Origin of the sequence: Roseovarius atlanticus (genome assembly GCF_019802205.1) — a bacterium.
GTDB lineage: Bacteria > Pseudomonadota > Alphaproteobacteria > Rhodobacterales > Rhodobacteraceae > Roseovarius > Roseovarius atlanticus_A.
Map to the genome: position 1 here is coordinate 94,558 of NZ_JAHVHQ010000003.1, position 16,812 is coordinate 111,369.

The following is a 16,812-nucleotide window of genomic DNA, read 5'->3' on the forward strand; positions in this document are numbered from 1 at the left end:
GGAACAATCCCCCAACGCTCCCCTCTGGCACATGCCGGGTGCGCGGCCTATCTTTAGCGGAAAGAGAAGGGGCAGTTTGGTGCTTTCGGATATCGCAGATGGGCTGACGCGCGGGGTGGAACGCGTGGGCGACACGCTGTCTGGCGCGTTCATGGAGCCTGTGATCCGGCTGGGCGTCACGGGGCTGAGCCGCGCGGGCAAGACGGTGTTCATCACCTCGCTGGTGGCCAACCTGATGGATCGCGGCCGGATGCCGGGGCTTGTCGCCGCCGCCGAGGGGCGCATTTCGGCGGCCTATCTGCAGCCGCAGCCCGACGACACGCTGCCCCGGTTCGAGTATGAAAAACACCTGGGGGCGCTGACCGCCGAGACGCCGCGTTGGCCGGACAGCACAAGGACCGTGTCGGAGCTGCGCCTGTCGCTGCGCGTGCGTCCCTCGGGGCTGTTGGCCGGGTTGCAGGGGCCGCGCACGGTGCACCTGGACATCGTGGATTACCCCGGCGAATGGCTGCTGGACCTGGGCCTGATGGACAAGAGCTTTGCCGAGTGGTCCGCCGAAACCCTGGGCCGGTTGGAAAGCCGTGAGCAGGCGCAGGGCTTTCTGGCCTTGGCCCGCGAGGTGGATGCCACGGCCAGGCTGGAGGAGCCTGTGGCGCAATCGCTGGCCGAGGCGTTCACCGCCTATTTGAACGCGGCGCGCGCGGCGGGGCTGTCGGATTGCACGCCGGGTCGGTTCCTGCTGCCGGGGGATCTGGCCGGCTCTCCGGTGCTGACCTTCGCGCCGTTGCCCAAGCCCGACAACCCGCCGCGCCGGTCGCTGTGGCGCGAGATGGAGCGGCGGTTCGAGGCCTATAAATCCAAGGTCGTCAAACCCTTTTTCCGCGATCATTTCTCGAGGATCGACCGGCAGGTCGTGCTGGTCGACGCGCTGGGCGCCATTCACAACGGCCCGCAGGCGGTCGAGGACATGCGCCGCGCAATGGCCGATATCCTGGGGGCGTTCCGGCCGGGACGGAACGCCTTTCTGTCAAGGCTGCTGATCGGGCAGCGGGTGGAGAAAATCCTGTTCGCGGCCACCAAGGCCGACCATCTGCACCACACGCAGCATGGGCGCCTGACCGGCATCATCGAGGCGCTGATGCGGGATGCGCGCAACCGGGCTGATTTCGCCGGGGCCGAGACGGCGGGGATGGCGATTGCCGCGCTCAGGGCCACGACCGAGGAAACGCGGGAGCATGGCGGTCAGACTCTGGATTGCGTGCGGGGCACGCTGATGACGCCCGAGGGCGGGCGCGGCAAGCAGGCGGCGTTCTATCCCGGGGCCTTGCCGGAGGACCCGGCGCACCTGCTGGGGCCGGCGCGGGACGGGGCCGAGGCGTGGCTGGAGGCCGAGTACGAGGTGATGAATTTCGCGCCCGCGCGGCTGACGCTGAAGCGCGGGGAAGGCCCGCCGCATATAAGGCTGGACCGCGCGGCGCAGTTTCTGATCGGGGATCGGTTATGACCCCGTTCGACGCACGGTTGAAGCATGTGCCGGGCCTTCTGGGCGTCTTGTGGCAGCATCGAACCGGGCATTGGTGGGATGACCTGAAAATCATGGTCAGGATGACCCGGCGCGGCTGTGTCCGGGCGGTGTGTGACGATACGCGACTGGCCGGTTTCATCCTTTGCACGGGGCCTGAACTGCATGCGCTTTACGTGCACCCAATGGCGCAGGGCCAAGGGGTGGGCCGCCTGTTATTGCAGGATGCCAAGCGAGAGCGGGATCGGCTAAACCTTTGGGTGGCCGAAGAAAACACCGGAGGCCGGCGGTTCTATTGCCGCCATGGCTTTGCCGAAAAGACACGCGCGGATGGTGCGAGAAATGACGAGGGGCGTCCGGAGATCCTGATGGTCTGGCCGCCGGAGCGCAGGGTGGAAACATGAGCAAGCGGCCAGTTCTGATCGACATCGAAGAGGGCGATGACAGCCCCCGCCCCGACATGGCGCCCCCGGTGCCGGACCCCGTGGTGGACGGCCATCCGGAGGGCCGCGCGATGCAGACCGTGGCGACGCTGGCGGCGAAGAAACCGTCGCGCCTGGCGCGGTGGTTCTGGGGGTTGTTGCTGTCGATCCTGGGGGCGGTGATTTCCTTTGCCGCTTGGGATTTCGTGATGGCGCTCTTGGCCCGGAACGTGGTGCTGGGCTATGCCGTCACCGCGCTGATCGCGGCGTTCGCCCTTGTCTGCCTGATCATCGTCATCCGCGAGATGGCGGCGTTTTCCCGGCTGGCGCGGATCGACACGCTGCACCGCGAGGCCGATGCGGCGCTGGCGGGCGCGGACCTGAAGCAGGCGCGGGGCGTGGTGCGGGACCTGACGCAGCTTTACGCGGGCCGCGACGATACCAGCTGGGGCCGCGATCGGCTGCGCGACTATGGCCCCGAGCAGATGGATGCCGCCAGCCTGCTGGGATTGGCCGAGACCGAGTTGCTGGCGCCGCTGGACCAGGCCGCGGCGCGCGAGATCGAGGCCGCCGCACGGCAGGTGGCGACGGTGACGGCGGTGGTGCCGCTGGCCTTTGCCGACGTGATCGCGGCGCTGACGTCGAACCTGCGGATGATCCGGCGCATCGCCGAGATCTATGGCGGGCGGTCGGGCACGCTGGGCAGCTGGCGGCTGGCCCGGGCGGTGATGACGCACCTGGTGGCCACGGGCGCCGTGGCGGTGGGCGACGACCTGATTGGCTCGGTCGCCGGGGGAAGCCTTTTGTCCAAGGTCTCGCGCCGGTTCGGCGAGGGGATCGTGAACGGCGCACTGACCGCGCGGGTGGGCGTGGCGGCGATGGAAGTCTGCCGACCCCTGCCGTTCCGGGCGGGCAAGCGGCCGTCGGTGACGCGGATGGTGCAGCGGGCGCTGACCGGGCTCTTCAGCGGGGTTAACAAAGGGTAAACGAGCGGTGGTTTTCGCTCGGTGCGTCGGTATTTTCGCCGCGAGGCCGAATTGACCTCACGACTTTGCCCAATCTGACAGCAAAACCTTAACGTCCGGTCGCGGGGCCGTGCGTCAGAACGGGTTGCCAAGCTTGGGGATGCCGCCGGGCAGGGTCTCGCGGTTCACGACGCCCGCGCGCAGGGTCTGGCCGATGCGGTGGGCGAGCGCCGACCAGGCGGCGGCCTTGGTCGGGGGCAGCTCGGATTGCAGCGTGCTGTCGAAAAGGTCGAGCCAGGTCGAGAACATGCCGGGTTTGACGTTGCCCGCCTGCACATGGGCCTGCATGGCATTGCCCACGTAGCACCGCTCGTGCAGGATCGTGTTGGCCCAGAAATCGCTGACGCGGGCCTCGTGCGCGGGCCAGTCGGTGACATGGGCGGCAAAGACTGGGGCCAGCCCGGGGTGGGCGCGGCACGCGGCGTAGAAGGCCGAAACCACGCGCTCGATTTCGGCGCGGGTGATTTCGAAACGGGGGGGCAGGGCCGGTGTCATGGCCTGGAATCTGGCCGTTGGATGGGCCGGATGCAATGGCAAACACGATTCGGGAAACATGGTTAACGCCACCGGATTGCCGGAAATCGGCACGTCGGTATCGCGTCGGTATTTGGGTGGTCCGCCGACGGTGCGGATTTTGCCGATCCGGCGGGTTAACAGGGCGGGCGTTGCAAAAGCCTTGAGAAGGCTTTTGCCAAGACTTTTCTGAAAAGTCTTGGCCGCCGTCGGCGAGGCCGGGTTCTACGGCTTGCTCCTTGGAACGCGCCCACCTATAACGCCCCCCATCATGACCCGCTTTGCGATCATCATTCGAATTACATGCCCGGCGCTCTGAAACAGACGAGCCGCCGGGACAAGGCGTATGGACGCACCGCGCCGCCCCCACCCAGAGATTGAAATGCCAGTGACAAAGGACGTCACAGATGTGTTCCGAGACACCCGATTACAAAGACACGCTGAACCTGCCGCAGACCGAGTTCCCGATGCGCGCGGGCCTGCCGAAACGCGAGCCCGAGTGGCTGGAGCGGTGGAACGGCCTGAAGGTCTATGACCGCCTGCGCGAGAAGGCGGACGCCGAGCCGCGCCAGCCCTTCACGCTGCATGATGGCCCCCCTTACGCCAACGGGCACCTGCATATCGGCCACGCGCTGAACAAGATCCTGAAGGACATGGTGGTGCGCAGCCAGCAGATGATGGGGCGCGATGCGCGCTATATCCCCGGCTGGGACTGTCATGGCCTGCCGATCGAATGGAAGATCGAGGAAGAGTACCGCAAGAAGGGCCAGAACAAGGATGCGGTGGATATCGTCGATTTCCGCGCCGAGTGCCGCAAGTTCGCCGAAGGCTGGATCGACATCCAGCGCGACGAGTTCAAGCGGCTGGGCGTGACCGGGAAATGGGAAAAGCCCTACCTGACGATGGATTTCCGTGCCGAGCGGATCATCGCGGAGGAGTTCCAGAAGTTCCTGATGAACGGGACTTTGTACCAGGGGTCGAAGCCGGTGATGTGGTCGCCGGTGGAGAAGACCGCGCTGGCCGAGGCGGAGGTGGAGTACCACGACAAGGAGAGCTTTACGGTTTGGGTGAAGTTCGCCGTGGCCGACGTGGATCCAGACAAGGTGCCTGCTAGTGGTTCAGGAGCACCGGAACGACCGCAGGACGGAGACTTCTCCGCCAAGGCAATAGACCAGATGCTGAGTGTTGCTGGACAGAACGCTTTCGAGAACAAGAAAGCCTTGGAGGCTAAGGCCACTGAACTACTTGGCGCCTACGTCGTCATCTGGACCACGACACCCTGGACCATGCCGTCGAACAAGGCGGTCGTTTATGGCGAGGACATCGCCTATGGCCTTTACGAGGTCACGGGCACGCCGGACGAGTGCTGGGCCAATGTGGGCGACAGGTTCATCCTGGCCGACAAGCTGGCCGGGGATGTCATGGGCCGCGCACGGCTGAACGACGATCAGTGGAGCCGGGTGCGGGATGTGACCGCGGACGAGTTGGCCGGTCTGAGCCTGAAGCACCCGCTGCACGGCGCGGAAGGGTCGAACGGCGAGTGGGACGACCTGCGCGATTTTCGCGCCGCCGATTTCGTGACCGACGAGGAAGGCACCGGCTTCGTGCATTGCGCGCCCAGCCACGGGATGGAGGAATACGAGCTTTACCGTGGCCTCGGGATGCTCGACCAGGTCATCACCTATAACGTGATGGACGATGGCGGTTTCCGCGCCGACCTGCCGTTCTTTGGCGGGACCTATATCCTTGATCGCAAGGGCAAGGAGGGCAACGCCAACAAGACGATCATCGACAAGCTGGTCGAGGTGGGTGGCCTCTTGGCGCGGGGCAAGATCAAGCACAGCTATCCGCATAGCTGGCGGTCGAAAGCGCCGGTGATCTATCGCAACACGCCGCAGTGGTTTGCCGCGATTGATCGCGAAGTCGGTGATGGGCAGGACGAGAGCGGCACCACTATCCGGCAGCGCGCGCTGACCGAGATCGACAAGGTGCAGTGGACGCCGAAGACCGGGCGCAACCGTTTGTATTCCATGATGGAATCGCGGCCGGACTGGGTTCTGTCGCGGCAGCGGGCCTGGGGCGTGCCGCTGACCTGCTTCGTCAGGAAGGGCGCGATGCCCACCGACGAGGGCTTCCTGCTGCGGGATGAAAAGGTCAATGCCCGCATCCTGGAGGCGTTCGAGGCCGAAGGCGCGGATGCGTGGTACAAGGAGGGGGCCAAGGAGCGGTTCCTGGGCAATGACTATGACCCCGGAGAGTGGGAGAAGGTCGACGACATTCTCGACGTCTGGTTCGATTCCGGCTCGACCCATGCGTTCGTTCTGCGCGACCGCGCGGACGGGTCCGAGGACGGGATGGCGGACCTGTATCTTGAAGGCACCGACCAGCATCGGGGGTGGTTCCATTCGTCGATGTTGCAATCCTGCGGCACGACGGGACATGCGCCCTATCGCGGCGTGCTGACCCATGGGTTCACGCTGGACGAGAAGGGCAACAAGATGTCCAAGTCGCTCGGCAACACCATCGTGCCCGAGGAGGTCGTCAAGCAGTATGGCGCGGATATCCTGCGGCTTTGGGTGGCGCAGACGGATTACACCAACGATCAGCGGATCGGGCCGGAGATCCTGAAGGGGACCGCCGACAGCTATCGCCGGCTGCGCAACACGATGCGCTTCCTGCTGGGGGCGTTGAGCCATTTCAGCGAGGACGACCGGGTGGCGCCGGAGGACATGCCGGAGCTGGAGCGCTGGGTGCTGCACCGGCTGGCGGAGTTGGATCACAAGGTGCGGACGGGTTACGCCGCCTATGATTTCCAGGGGGTGTTCCAGGCACTGTTCAACTTCGCGACGGTGGAGCTCTCCGCCTTCTACTTCGATATCCGCAAGGATGCGCTGTATTGCGACGGGGATACGGCCCGGCGGCGGGCGGCGCGGACGGTGATGGATATCCTGTTCCACCGCCTGACCACGTGGCTGGCGCCGGTGCTGGTGTTCACCATGGAAGAGGTCTGGCTGGAGCGGTTCCCGGGGGACGAGAGCTCGGTGCATCTGGTGGATATCCCGGAGACGCCGAAGGAATGGCTGAACGAGCCGCTGGCGGCGAAATGGGCCACGGTGCGGCAGGCGCGGCGCGTGGTGACGGCGGCGCTGGAGGTGCAGCGGACCGACAAGGTGATCGGGGCGTCGCTGGAAGCGGCACCCGTGGTGCATGTGCGGGATGCCGAGGCGCTGGAGGTGCTGAATTCGGTCAATTTCGACGATATCTGCATCACGTCCGATATCCGGCTGACCGACGATCCCAGCCCGGCGGAGGCGTATCGTCTGCCCGAGGTGGACGGGGTGACCGTGGTGTTCGAGCGCGCGGAGGGCGAGAAGTGTCAGCGGTGCTGGAAGATCCTGCCTGATGTGGGCACGCACACGCATCCGGGGGTCTGTACGCGGTGCAACGAGGCGTTGGGGTGACGGTGGGAGTGACGGTGGGGTGAAACCCCACCCTACGACATGACGGATGACGAGATCGCCCATGTGCTGATGCGGCTGGCGCGGGAGCGTGGGGCGGGCAGGACGTTCTGCCCGTCCGAGGTGGCACGGGCCTTGGCGGGCGACTGGCGGGGTTTGATGCCGCGGGTGCGTGCCGTGGCGGCGGGGCTGCCGCTGGTGGCGACGCAGAAAGGGGTGCCGGTCGATCCGGTCGCGGCCAAGGGGCCGATCCGGCTGGGGCTGGCCGAAGGAGAGACGTGATGCCACCCATCCAGACGATTTCGACCGGGTTCGTGGTGGCCATGGTCGGGTTCTTCAGTTCCTTTCCCATCGTGTTGCAGGGGCTGGCCTCGGTCGGGGCAAGCGACGCGCAGGCGGCCTCCGGCCTGATGGCGGCGGCGCTGGCGATGGGGCTGGCGGGGATCGTGCTGAGCCTGTGGACCAAGATGCCCGCCTCGGTCGCGTGGTCGACGCCGGGGGCGGCGCTGCTGGCGGTGACGGCCCCTGTGGAAGCCGGGTTTGCCGGGGCGGTGGCCGGGTTCCTGGTGGCGGGGGCTTTGACGGTGATCTCGGGCCTTTGGCGACCCTTGGGGCGGCTGGCGGCGGCGATACCGGCGCCGCTGGCGCAGGCGATGCTGGGGGGCGTTCTGATGCCGCTGGTGGTCGTGCCGGTGCTGGCGGTGGCCGAGACGCCGGTGGTGATCGGGCCGATCCTGGCGGCGTGGTTCGTGCTGGGCCGGATCAACAAGCTGCTGGCGGTGCCGGGGGCGGTCGTGGCGGCGGGGATCACGGTGCTGGTCTACGGCGACCTGGCCGCGTTCGACGCCGGGGGCTGGGTGACGGCGCCGGTGGTCGTGATGCCGGAGTTCTCGCTGGCCGCCGTGCTGGGGATCGGCCTGCCGCTTTACGTGGTGACGATGGCGACGCAGAACGTGCCCGGGCTGGCGGTGATGCGGGCGCATGGATACGCGCCGGAGCCGGGTCCCTTGCTGAGCGTCGTGGGCGGGTTCAGCGTGCTGTCGGCACCGGGGGGCGCGCCGCAGACCTGCCTTGCGGCGATCACGGCGGCGATGTGCGCGGACGAGGACAGCCACCCGGATCCCGCCAAACGCTATTGGTCGGCGGTGATGGCGGGGGTGTTCTATTGCATCCTCGGCGTGTTTGCCGGGGTGATCACGACCTTCGCGGGCCTTGCGCCGCCGATGGTGATGGCGAGCGTGGCGGGGGTGGCCCTGTTGGGCGTCTTCGCCAATTCCACGGCGGCGGCGCTGGGCGATGCGGAGTATCGCGAGGCGGCTGTGATCACCTTTGTGGTCACGGCGTCGGGCGTGACGGTGTTCGGGCTGGGCGGGGCCGTCTGGGGGCTCCTGGCCGGGGGGCTGGTGCAGGTCGTGAAATGGGTGAAGGGGTAGGCCGGGGGCCAGCGCGTGGGTTTTCACCCACCCTACGAAGCTCGATATGCGTTGGTGCAAGGCACAACGGAGGCGAGCGTCAGCCCCTGGGGTGGCGATCCGACGGAAATTCTGAAGCACTTTATGCCTGCCAGATACATCCTCGGAAGGAGCGTGGCGCCCAGCCTCGGCCAAATCGCCAGCCCGAGAGAGGGGCTGACGATCGCCGGGCCGCTTCGCGGCTGTTAACCGGCTGGGGGTTCGATATCAGTGTCTCACAAGGGCTCGAGCCGTACATATAAGACGTTTGATCTACAGCCCCGGCGCGGAAACAGGCCGCAGGCCCCGCGCCATCGACGGGCCGCCCCCACGGCCCGGCGATTGGGTGACGCTCGGTGCATCGCTCGATCCTGTTTCGGATTTGGCCTGGATAAAGTGCTGCCGAACTACCGTCGGATCGCCGCGCCGCGGCCCGTCGATGGCGCTCGGGGATATAGATCACACTTATCCGCAAAGGGCTCGCACCGTACATTCGCTGCAGTAAAGATGAATGGCCGAAATGCGGGACGAAGCCGCCGTTCACGACGGAGGCCATCGTCAGCCCCTGGGATGGCGATCCGAGGGCAATTCTGAAGCACTTAATGCCTGCCAAACACGTCCTCGGAAGGATCGTTGCGCCCAGCCTCAGCTAAATCGCCAGCCCAGGGGAGGGGCTGACGATGGCCGGGCCGCTTTGCGGCTGTCAACCGGCTGGGTGCTCGAACCCAGTGTCTTGCAAGGGCTCGAAGCTGCCCTTGCGGGCCTTGCGCCTGGCCTAGTCCCTCCAGGTCGGATGGAAGCGGCCACCCGGGGACAGGGTGAAGATCTCGCAGCCGTCCGCCGTGACGCCGATGGAGTGTTCGAACTGGGCCGAGAGCGAGCGGTCGCGGGTGACGGCGGTCCAGTCGTCGGAGAGCACCTTGGTCTCGGGGCGGCCGAGGTTCACCATCGGTTCGATGGTGAAGAACATGCCTTCCTCGAGCGTGGGGCCGGTGCCTTCGCGGCCGTAATGCAGCACGTTGGGCGGGGCGTGGAACACCCGGCCCAGGCCGTGGCCGCAGAAATCGCGCACCACGCTCATGCGGTGGCCCTCGACAAAGCTCTGGATGGCGTGGCCGATATCGCCGAAGGTGTTGCCGGGTTTCACCGCCTCGATGCCCTTCATCAGGCTGTCATGGGTGACCTCGATCAGGCGCTCGATCTTGCGGTTGCGCCGCCCCGCGACATACATGCGCGAGGTGTCGCCGTACCAGCCGTCGACGATCACGGTGACGTCGATATTGAGGATATCGCCATCCTTCAGCTTCTTGTCGCCGGGGATGCCGTGGCAGACCACGTGATTGACGCTGATGCAGCTGGCGTGCTGGTAGCCCTTGTAGCCGATGGTGGCGGATTTCGCGCCCGCCTCGGTCACCTTGTCCTCGATGAACTTGTCCAGCACGGCAGTGGTCTGGCCCACCTCCACGAGATCCGCGACCTCGTCGAGGATTTCGGCGGCCAGGGCGCCGGCCTTGTGCATGCCGGCGAAATCCGCCGCCTCGTGGATGCGGATGCCGTCGCGGGTCAGTCTGCCTCGGTGCTGTTCGTTCACGTCTGGGTCCATGTCTGTCAGGTGTTGGGAAAGTATGTAGGCCGAATCCCGCCCGAGAACCAGAGGGGCCGGTTATCGCAGGGGCAATGTGCGCCGAATTTCCACCTCTTCGGGGGTAATTGCACAATCGTAGGCCAGAACCTCGACCCCCGCGAGGCGGGCCATCAGCAGCGCCTCGGCATAGACGTGGTCGATATCGGCGGCCACGGTCAGCCGCGTGCAGTCGGTGCGCTGGACGAGGTAGAAGAGCACCGCGCGGTGGCCGGATTTGGCCATGTCTGCCAGCTCTCTCAGGTGTTTGGCGCCGCGGGCGGTGACGCTGTCGGGGAACTCGGCCAGGCCCTTTTCGCGGCTGAGCGTGACGGATTTGACCTCGACATAGGCGTCGGGCAGGTCCGGGCCGCGCAAAAGAAAGTCGATCCGGCTGTTTTGCCCGTATTTCTGTTCGGGCAGGACGGTGTCGTAGGCGGCAAGCTCGGGGATGTCGCCGGCGGTCAGCGCGGCCTTGAGGGCCTTGTTGGGCAGGCCGGTGTCGACGCCGGTGAAATGCCCGTGCCCATGATCGACCAGCCGCCAGCCGTATTTCAGCTTTTTCTTCGGATCGTCGTTGGGTTCGACCCAGATGCGCATTCCTTCGTCGGCAAGCCCCATCATCGAGCCGGGATTGGCGCAATGGGCCGTGACCTCGCGCCCGTCCTCGAGCCTGATATCGGCGAGGAAGCGTTTGTAGCGGCGGATCAGCGTGGCCGGTTCAAGAGGGGTTTGAAAGCGCATCCGCCATGCCTATACCGGAGCAAGACCTGCCGCAAGGAGAGCCGCCATGCCCAACCCAACCGCCGCGATGCTGGTGATCGGTGACGAGATCCTGTCGGGCCGCACGCGCGATGCCAACATGCATCACCTTGCGGGCCGCCTGACCGGGCACGGGATCGACCTGAAGGAGGTGCGCGTGGTGGCGGACGATCCGGGCGCCATCCAGGAGTCGGTCAAGGCGCTGGCGGGGGCCTACGATCACCTCTTCACCTCGGGCGGGATCGGGCCCACCCATGACGACATCACCGCCGAGAACGTGGCGGCGGCCTTTGGCCTGCCGATCGGTGTGCGGGACGATGCGCGTGAGATACTGGAGGCGCATTACGAGCGTCAGGGGCTGGAGATCAACGAGGCGCGGCTGCGCATGGCGCGGGTGCCGGAGGCGGCGACGCTGATCGACAACCCGGTGAGCGGCGCGCCGGGGTTCACCCTGGAGAACGTGCATGTCATGGCCGGCGTGCCCAAGATCTTCGAGGCAATGGTCGAAGGGCTGTTGCCGACGCTGACGGGCGGACAGCCGGTGGTGTCGCAAACCTTGCGCGTGGAGCGTGGCGAGGGCGACATCGCGGGGCCGCTGGGTGCGCTGGCGGAGCGGTATGACGCGTTGTCCTTCGGGTCGTACCCGTTCATCGTGAACGGGCGTTTCGGCGTGAACGTGGTGATCCGGGGACAGGACGAGGCGGAGGTGACACGCGCGATGCAGGATCTGCAAGAGGCGTTTCCGGCATGAGCGGGCTGCCGGATGCCAGCAAGCTTTACGCGGTGACGGAGGCCACGTGGCCCGCCGCCGCGATGCATGAGGCGGGACCGTGGACCCTGCGCGACGGCAGGGGCGGGGGCAAGCGGGTGTCGGCGACGACGCTGCGCGAGCCGGGCACGCCGGTCAGCCGCGACGCGCTGCCCGAGGCCGAGGCCATGATGCGCGAGATGGGGCAGGACCTGTTGTTCATGATCCGGCATGGCGACGAATCGCTCGATGCGATGCTGCGCGCCGCCGGGTATGACGTGATCGACCCGGTGAACATGTATGTCTGCCCGGTCGATACGCTGAGGGGCGAGGACCCGCCGCCGGTGACGACCTTCGATCTGTGGGAGCCGATGGCGATCCAGCTGGATATCTGGAACGAGGGCGGCATCGGGCCGGCGCGGGTTGACGTGATGCGCCGGGTCGAGGGGCCGAAGACCTCGCTGTTCGGACGGACGGCGAACCGACCGGCGGCCACCGGGTTTGTCGCGATCTCGGACGGGGTGGCGATGATCCACGCGCTGGAAGTGCGCAAGGGCGAGCGGCGCGGCGGGCAGGGGCGGCACCTGACGCATCACGCGGCGCATTGGGCCGCGGCGCAGGGCGCCACGCATCTGAGCGTGCTGTGCACCATCGCCAACGACGCGGCCAACGCGCTCTACTCTTCCCTCGGGATGACGCTTGTGGGACAGTATCATTACCGTATCAAGAAGGATGGCCGCACCGCATGAGCCACGACGATCTGCCCACCGCCCTGGATCTGCCGATGGCGGATCCGCTGCCCGCAGATACGCGGAAGTATTTCGATGTCTGCCAGGACAAGCTGGGCATGATCCCGAACGTGCTGCGGGCCTATGCGTTCGATATCGAGAAACTCAATGCCTTCACCGCGATGTATAACGAGCTGATGCTGGGCGAGAGTGGCCTGAGCAAGCTGGAGCGCGAGATGATCGCGGTGGTGGTGAGTTCGATCAACCGTTGCTGGTATTGCCAGGTGGCGCATGGCGCGGCCGTGCGGGCGCTGTCGGGCGACCCGGCCTTGGGCGAGGCGATGGTGATGAACTGGCGGGCGGCAAGCCTCGATGCGCGGCAGACGGCGATGCTGGAATTTGCCGAGAAGGTCACCAAGGCCAGCGCCGAGACGGTCGAGGCGGACCGGCAGGCGCTGCGCGATGTGGGCTTTTCCGAGCGCGATATCTGGGACATCGCCGCCGTGGTGGGGTTTTTCAGCATGTCGAACCGGATGGCCAGCGCCACGGGCATGAAGCCCAACCCCGAATATCACGGCCAGGCCCGCTGATCGGTGGGGCGGCGGGCAACCTCGGTCGGTCTTGTGCTGGGTCTCGGGGCCGCGGCGGAGGCCGGGGCGCTGGAGCTGAGCCTGCCCGCGGGGGCCACGCTGACCGGCGAGGTGCGCCGGGCCGCCGAGGCCTATCTCGTGCCGACGGACGTCTACTCGGAGGGGCAGATCCCGGCGATCGACGCGGAGGGGTTCTTTTTGCAGCAGGCGTGGCGGCTGGATGCGCCGGGGCTGACCAGCCTGCAGTTGCAGCGCCCCTTGCGGCGACAGGTCGTCGATGCGGGGTATTCGATCATGCTGGACTGCGCGGCGCGGGAATGCGGCGGGTTCGATTTTCGGTTCAACACCCGAATATTGCCCGCGCCGGACATGTTCGTGGACCTGCGCGACTATCGCTTCCTGTCCGCGCGCAAGGAGGGCGCGGGAGGCGTCATGGATTACGTGACCGTGCTGGTCAGCCAGGTGTCGGGCAGCGGCTATATCCAGGTCATCCGGCTGGCGCAGTCGGAGACGGCGACCGGGAGCCTGACCGCGGAGGAGGCGACGCCGCCGGAGGAGACGGTCACCACCGGCGGGATGCCCGAGGCGGAGACCGGACCGTTGGCGGAGCGGCTGACGCAGGTCGGGCACGTGGTCCTGTCGGACCTGGATTTCGAGACCGGCACGGTATCGCTGGGGCCGGGGCCGCACCCGTCCTTGCAGGCGCTGGCGGCGTTCCTGCGCGAGGACCCGGAGCGGCGCGTGGCGCTGGTGGGGCATACCGACACGGTGGGCACGCTGGAGAACAACACCGCGCTGTCGCGGCGTCGCGCGGCGGCGGTGCTGGAGCGGCTGGTGTCGGAGTATGACATCCCGCGCAGGCAGCTTGCGGCGGAGGGGATGGGGTATCTGGCGCCCATCGCCTCGAACCTGACGGAAGAGGGGCGCGAGGCGAACCGGCGGGTGGAGGCGGTGCTGCTCAACACCGAGTGAGGCGCGGGGCCGAGAGGGCGGGATTTGAGTATTTTTGGCAAGAAAAAGCCGGGGGCGGTCCATGAGGCCGGGATGGAGAGCCCGGTGGGACCGCTGCGGGTGACGAGCGACGGGGCATCAATCATTGGCGTCGGCTGGGGGCAGGCCGGGGCGGCGGAGGCGCGGCCCGAACTGGAGGAGGCCTGCGCGCAGCTGGCGGCGTATTTCGAGGGCCGGTTGCAGGCGTTCGATCTGCCTCTGGCGCCCGACGGATCGGAGTTTCAGCGCGAGGTCTGTGCCGCGATGCTGGCGATTCCGTGGGGCGAGACGCGGGAATATGGCGATATCGCGAAGGCGCTGGGCGTGCCCGCGCAGGCGGTGGGCGGGGCGTGCGGGGGCAATTCGATCCCGGTGATCATCCCGTGTCACAGGGTTCTGGGCGCCGCTGGGCTGGGCGGTTATTCCGGCGCCGGCGGGATAGAGACCAAGGTCTGGCTGCTGCGCCACGAAGGCGCGGCGGGGCTGTTGATCTAGGCGCTGCGCTGGGGGATCAGCTGTTGGGCGATGCCCGCGAGGGTGAGGTAGACCGAGGTCACCACGAGGCCCCAATGGGCCCAGCTTTCGGGGTGGAAATCGACCCAGGCGGCCCAGCCGGCGAAGAAGGTCCAGGCGACGATCATCGGCAGGGAAATCCAGCGCCAGCGTTCGGTGCGCACCGGGTGGATGAATTTCAGCGGCAGGAACATCGACACCGCAAGCAGCGTCACGATGGTCAGCGAGACCCAGAAGTTGGGCTCGATCGCGAAGAGCACGAGCGCCAGCATGTTCCAGCAGCCCGGGAAGCCGGAAAACGAGTTGTCTTTCGTCTTCATACGCGTGTCGGCGAAGTAGAGCGCCGAGGAGTAGGTGATGATGATGATCGCAACCCAGCCGGTCCAGCCCGGCAGCAGGCCGAATTCAAAGAGCGCGAAGGCGGGGATGAAGACGTAGGTCAGGTAGTCGATGATCAGGTCCAGGAGCACGCCATCGAAGAGCGGGAAGTTGGTCTTGACGTCGTATTTGCGCGCCAGCGGGCCGTCGATGCCGTCCACCGCGAAGGCCACCACGAGCCAAAGGAACATCAGCGACCATTTCTCCTGGATCGCGGCCAGCATCGCCAGCATGGCGAAGACCGCACCCGTGGCGGTCAGCAGATGCACGAGGAGGGCTTTCATACGCAGGCTCATGGCATCCGTGATGGGGGAATGAGGCAGGGGATGCAATTGCAAATCGGCGCGGGCGGCCTTGGGCGAGGGACGCTGTGGCTTTGGGCCGACAGGGTCAGGCCTTGCCGGGGGCGCGGGCCTTGGGATGGCTCTGGTTGTAGACATCCATGAGGCGGGCGGTGTCGACCGCCGTGTAGGCCTGGGTGGTCGAGAGGGACGCGTGGCCCAGGAGCTCCTGTATCGCGCGGAGGTCGCCGCCGGCATTGAGCAGGTGCGTGGCGAAGCTGTGGCGCATGGCATGGGGCGTGGCGGTGGCGGGCAGGCCAAGCTGCATCCGGACGCTGGCCATGAGTTTCTGCACCGCGCGGGGCGAGAGCGCGCCGCCACGGGCGCCACGGAAAAGCGGCGTGTCGGGCTGGGTCGGATAGGGGCAGAGGTCGAGATAGCGGGCCAGGGCGGTGCGGGCCGGGGCGATGACCGGCACGACGCGTTCCTTGCCGCCCTTGCCGACGATGCGCAGGCTGTCGCCCATGGGCAGGACGCGGCCGGTGAGGCCGAGCGCCTCGGATATCCGAAGGCCGCAGCCGTAAAGCAATGTGATCACCGCCTGGTCGCGGGCGGCGATCCAGCCGGTGGGGTGCTGGGCCTCGGTGGTTTCGATGACCGCGCGGGCGGCATCGGGCGTCAGCGGCCGGGGCAGCTTGCGCTGGAACTTGGGCGCGCGGGCGGCGAGGACCGCCGCCGGGTCGACGCCTTCGCGCTCGGCCAGCCAGCCAAAGAAGCTTTTGACCGCCGAGAGCTTGCGCGCGAGGCTGCGGGCGCCCACGTCGCGGCCGCGGGTGAAGGCCATCCAGGCGCGCATGTCCAACACGCTGAGCTTGGCCAGCGCGCCGAGGCCCTGGGACGCGCCCTTGTGCTCGGTCATGAAGGCCAGGAAGCCTGCCACGTCACGCCCGTAGGCGTCGAGCGTGTGGGGGGACGCGCCGCGCAGGGACTTGTGATGATCGAGCCAGGCCTGAAGCGCGTCGCGGGCCGCGGCGGAGATCATGACAGCCAGCGGCGCATCGCCCGTTCGAAGATGCCGGCGAAGAAGGACAGAAGGTCGGTGCCCTGTTGCGGGCTGAACTGGTGCGGGTCCTCGGACCCCATGACCAGCAGGCCGGGCAGGCGGCTTTCGCCGAAATCGAGCAGGAGGCACGCCTCGGAGCGCATGAACTCGGCCTCGCGGCCATAGATTCGGGCGTCGCCCTCGTGGACCTGGCGCAGGGTGACCTGGCGCACGGGGCCGGGGTGACCGGCGCCGAGATACCGTTCGATGAAACCCGGTTCGGCCACGGAGAGGACATCGCCCAGGCGCTTGACGGCGGGGTCGGCGTCGTTCTGGACGGATTCCAGCACCAGTTTCACGCAATCGACACGCAGGATGGTGGCGACGTCGCCGCCGAGATCGCGAAGAAAGTCCTCGAACTCGACCGGATCGAGCATCCGCAGGATGGCGCGGTGCACCTGGTTGGTGCCGGCGAGGTTTTCATACGCGGCGGCGATGACCGAGCGGTGGGTGTCTTCCAGCCGTTCCAGCCGGGCCTCGAGCCGGTCCATGGCGATGCCGCGCAAATCGACGATATTGTTGCCCATCGCGCGTTCGTTCGCGGCGATGAGGGCGCGCATAAGGTCTTGGTCTTCAAGGATAACATCGGGTTGCGCGATGATCTTGTCGCGCATCTGGTCGTTCATCTCGGGCTTGCTGCTCATGTCTGCCTCTGATTATTTTTTCCAAGCTTATCAGATATGCGGGGGCGATGCCGCAACAGATTTC

General features: G+C 66.9%; 18 protein-coding genes. 12 read left to right on the forward strand and 6 right to left on the reverse strand.

The genetic code is table 11. The features are described from left to right. Positions 1-76 precede the first annotated feature (76 nt). Genes KUV49_RS06300 through KUV49_RS06310 form a run of 3 tightly spaced genes read left to right on the forward strand, consistent with a single transcriptional unit; the run spans position 77 to position 2,930 of the window. Positions 77-1,504 (forward strand): YcjX family protein, encoded by a 1,428-nt coding sequence (locus tag KUV49_RS06300; protein WP_222449206.1) that lies wholly within the window; start codon positions 77-79, stop codon positions 1,502-1,504. Continuing rightward, positions 1,501-1,926, forward strand: coding sequence for a GNAT family N-acetyltransferase (locus tag KUV49_RS06305; protein ID WP_222449207.1), 426 nt, complete (start codon positions 1,501-1,503; stop codon positions 1,924-1,926). Before KUV49_RS06300 ends, KUV49_RS06305 begins: the two co-directional genes overlap by 4 nt. Continuing rightward, positions 1,923-2,930, forward strand: a complete 1,008-nt coding sequence (locus KUV49_RS06310; protein WP_222449208.1) for a YcjF family protein — start codon at positions 1,923-1,925, stop codon at positions 2,928-2,930. The genes KUV49_RS06305 and KUV49_RS06310 overlap by 4 nt, the downstream gene beginning before the upstream one ends. Before the next feature lie 114 nt (positions 2,931-3,044). Here the strand turns inward: KUV49_RS06310 and KUV49_RS06315 are convergent, their stop codons facing one another. Then, positions 3,045-3,464, reverse strand: a complete 420-nt coding sequence (locus KUV49_RS06315; protein WP_222449209.1) for a group III truncated hemoglobin — start codon at positions 3,462-3,464, stop codon at positions 3,045-3,047. On the opposite strand from KUV49_RS06315, the gene KUV49_RS06320 reads away from it, so the two are divergent. The 4 genes from KUV49_RS06320 to KUV49_RS06335 all read left to right on the forward strand — a co-directional run bounded on the left by KUV49_RS06320 (position 3,463) and on the right by KUV49_RS06335 (position 8,373). Then, positions 3,463-3,675: a hypothetical protein gene (locus KUV49_RS06320; RefSeq protein ID WP_222449210.1), complete on the forward strand. Its 213-nt coding sequence runs from the start codon at positions 3,463-3,465 to the stop codon at positions 3,673-3,675. The genes KUV49_RS06315 and KUV49_RS06320 overlap by 2 nt on opposite strands. 214 nt (positions 3,676-3,889) lie before the next feature. Further along, on the forward strand, positions 3,890-6,943 hold the full coding sequence (gene ileS / locus KUV49_RS06325; protein ID WP_222449211.1) for an isoleucine--tRNA ligase: 3,054 nt from the start codon (positions 3,890-3,892) through the stop codon (positions 6,941-6,943). A 39-nt stretch (positions 6,944-6,982) separates the two neighbouring features. Further along, the gene (locus KUV49_RS06330) at positions 6,983-7,222 is read left to right on the forward strand and encodes a DUF3253 domain-containing protein (protein ID WP_222449212.1); all 240 of its coding nucleotides are present in this window, start codon (positions 6,983-6,985) and stop codon (positions 7,220-7,222) included. Continuing rightward, positions 7,222-8,373: a benzoate/H(+) symporter BenE family transporter gene (locus KUV49_RS06335; protein ID WP_261391064.1), complete on the forward strand. Its 1,152-nt coding sequence runs from the start codon at positions 7,222-7,224 to the stop codon at positions 8,371-8,373. Before KUV49_RS06330 ends, KUV49_RS06335 begins: the two co-directional genes overlap by 1 nt. Positions 8,374-9,166: 793 nt before the next feature. Here KUV49_RS06335 and map read toward each other — a convergent pair. Both map and sfsA read right to left on the reverse strand, forming a co-directional pair. Continuing rightward, a complete protein-coding gene (gene map, locus KUV49_RS06340; protein WP_222449213.1) occupies positions 9,167-9,994 on the reverse strand; it encodes a type I methionyl aminopeptidase in 828 nt (275 codons plus the stop codon). A 60-nt stretch (positions 9,995-10,054) separates the two neighbouring features. Continuing rightward, positions 10,055-10,756, reverse strand: a complete 702-nt coding sequence (sfsA, locus tag KUV49_RS06345; protein ID WP_222449214.1) for a DNA/RNA nuclease SfsA — start codon at positions 10,754-10,756, stop codon at positions 10,055-10,057. Between the two features lie 46 nt (positions 10,757-10,802). On the opposite strand from sfsA, the gene KUV49_RS06350 reads away from it, so the two are divergent. Genes KUV49_RS06350 through KUV49_RS06370 form a run of 5 tightly spaced genes read left to right on the forward strand, consistent with a single transcriptional unit; the run spans position 10,803 to position 14,325 of the window. Continuing rightward, on the forward strand, positions 10,803-11,525 hold the full coding sequence (locus KUV49_RS06350) for a competence/damage-inducible protein A (RefSeq protein ID WP_222449215.1): 723 nt from the start codon (positions 10,803-10,805) through the stop codon (positions 11,523-11,525). Then, entirely contained in the window at positions 11,522-12,271 is a 750-nt protein-coding gene (locus KUV49_RS06355) for a GNAT family N-acetyltransferase (RefSeq protein WP_222449216.1), read from the forward strand. The genes KUV49_RS06350 and KUV49_RS06355 overlap by 4 nt, the downstream gene beginning before the upstream one ends. Beyond that, positions 12,268-12,840, forward strand: coding sequence for a peroxidase-related enzyme (locus KUV49_RS06360; RefSeq protein ID WP_222449217.1), 573 nt, complete (start codon positions 12,268-12,270; stop codon positions 12,838-12,840). The genes KUV49_RS06355 and KUV49_RS06360 overlap by 4 nt, the downstream gene beginning before the upstream one ends. 3 nt (positions 12,841-12,843) lie before the next feature. Further along, the gene (locus KUV49_RS06365) at positions 12,844-13,812 is read left to right on the forward strand and encodes an OmpA family protein (RefSeq protein WP_315899476.1); all 969 of its coding nucleotides are present in this window, start codon (positions 12,844-12,846) and stop codon (positions 13,810-13,812) included. A 24-nt stretch (positions 13,813-13,836) separates the two neighbouring features. Further along, positions 13,837-14,325 carry a methylated-DNA--[protein]-cysteine S-methyltransferase gene (locus tag KUV49_RS06370; protein WP_261391065.1) on the forward strand — a complete coding sequence of 163 codons (489 nt, stop codon included), beginning with the start codon at positions 13,837-13,839 and terminating at the stop codon, positions 14,323-14,325. On the opposite strand, the gene KUV49_RS06375 is transcribed toward KUV49_RS06370, so the two are convergent. The 3 genes from KUV49_RS06375 to KUV49_RS06385 form a co-directional block, all read right to left on the reverse strand. Further along, positions 14,322-15,017 (reverse strand): CDP-alcohol phosphatidyltransferase family protein, encoded by a 696-nt coding sequence (locus KUV49_RS06375; protein WP_222449218.1) that lies wholly within the window; start codon positions 15,015-15,017, stop codon positions 14,322-14,324. The genes KUV49_RS06370 and KUV49_RS06375 overlap by 4 nt on opposite strands. 94 nt (positions 15,018-15,111) lie before the next feature. Then, positions 15,112-16,044: a tyrosine recombinase XerC gene (locus KUV49_RS06380; RefSeq protein WP_222449219.1), complete on the reverse strand. Its 933-nt coding sequence runs from the start codon at positions 16,042-16,044 to the stop codon at positions 15,112-15,114. Beyond that, complete coding sequence (locus KUV49_RS06385) at positions 16,041-16,748, reverse strand: DUF484 family protein (protein ID WP_222449220.1); 708 nt, start codon at positions 16,746-16,748, stop codon at positions 16,041-16,043. The genes KUV49_RS06380 and KUV49_RS06385 overlap by 4 nt, the downstream gene beginning before the upstream one ends. Positions 16,749-16,812 lie beyond the last annotated feature (64 nt).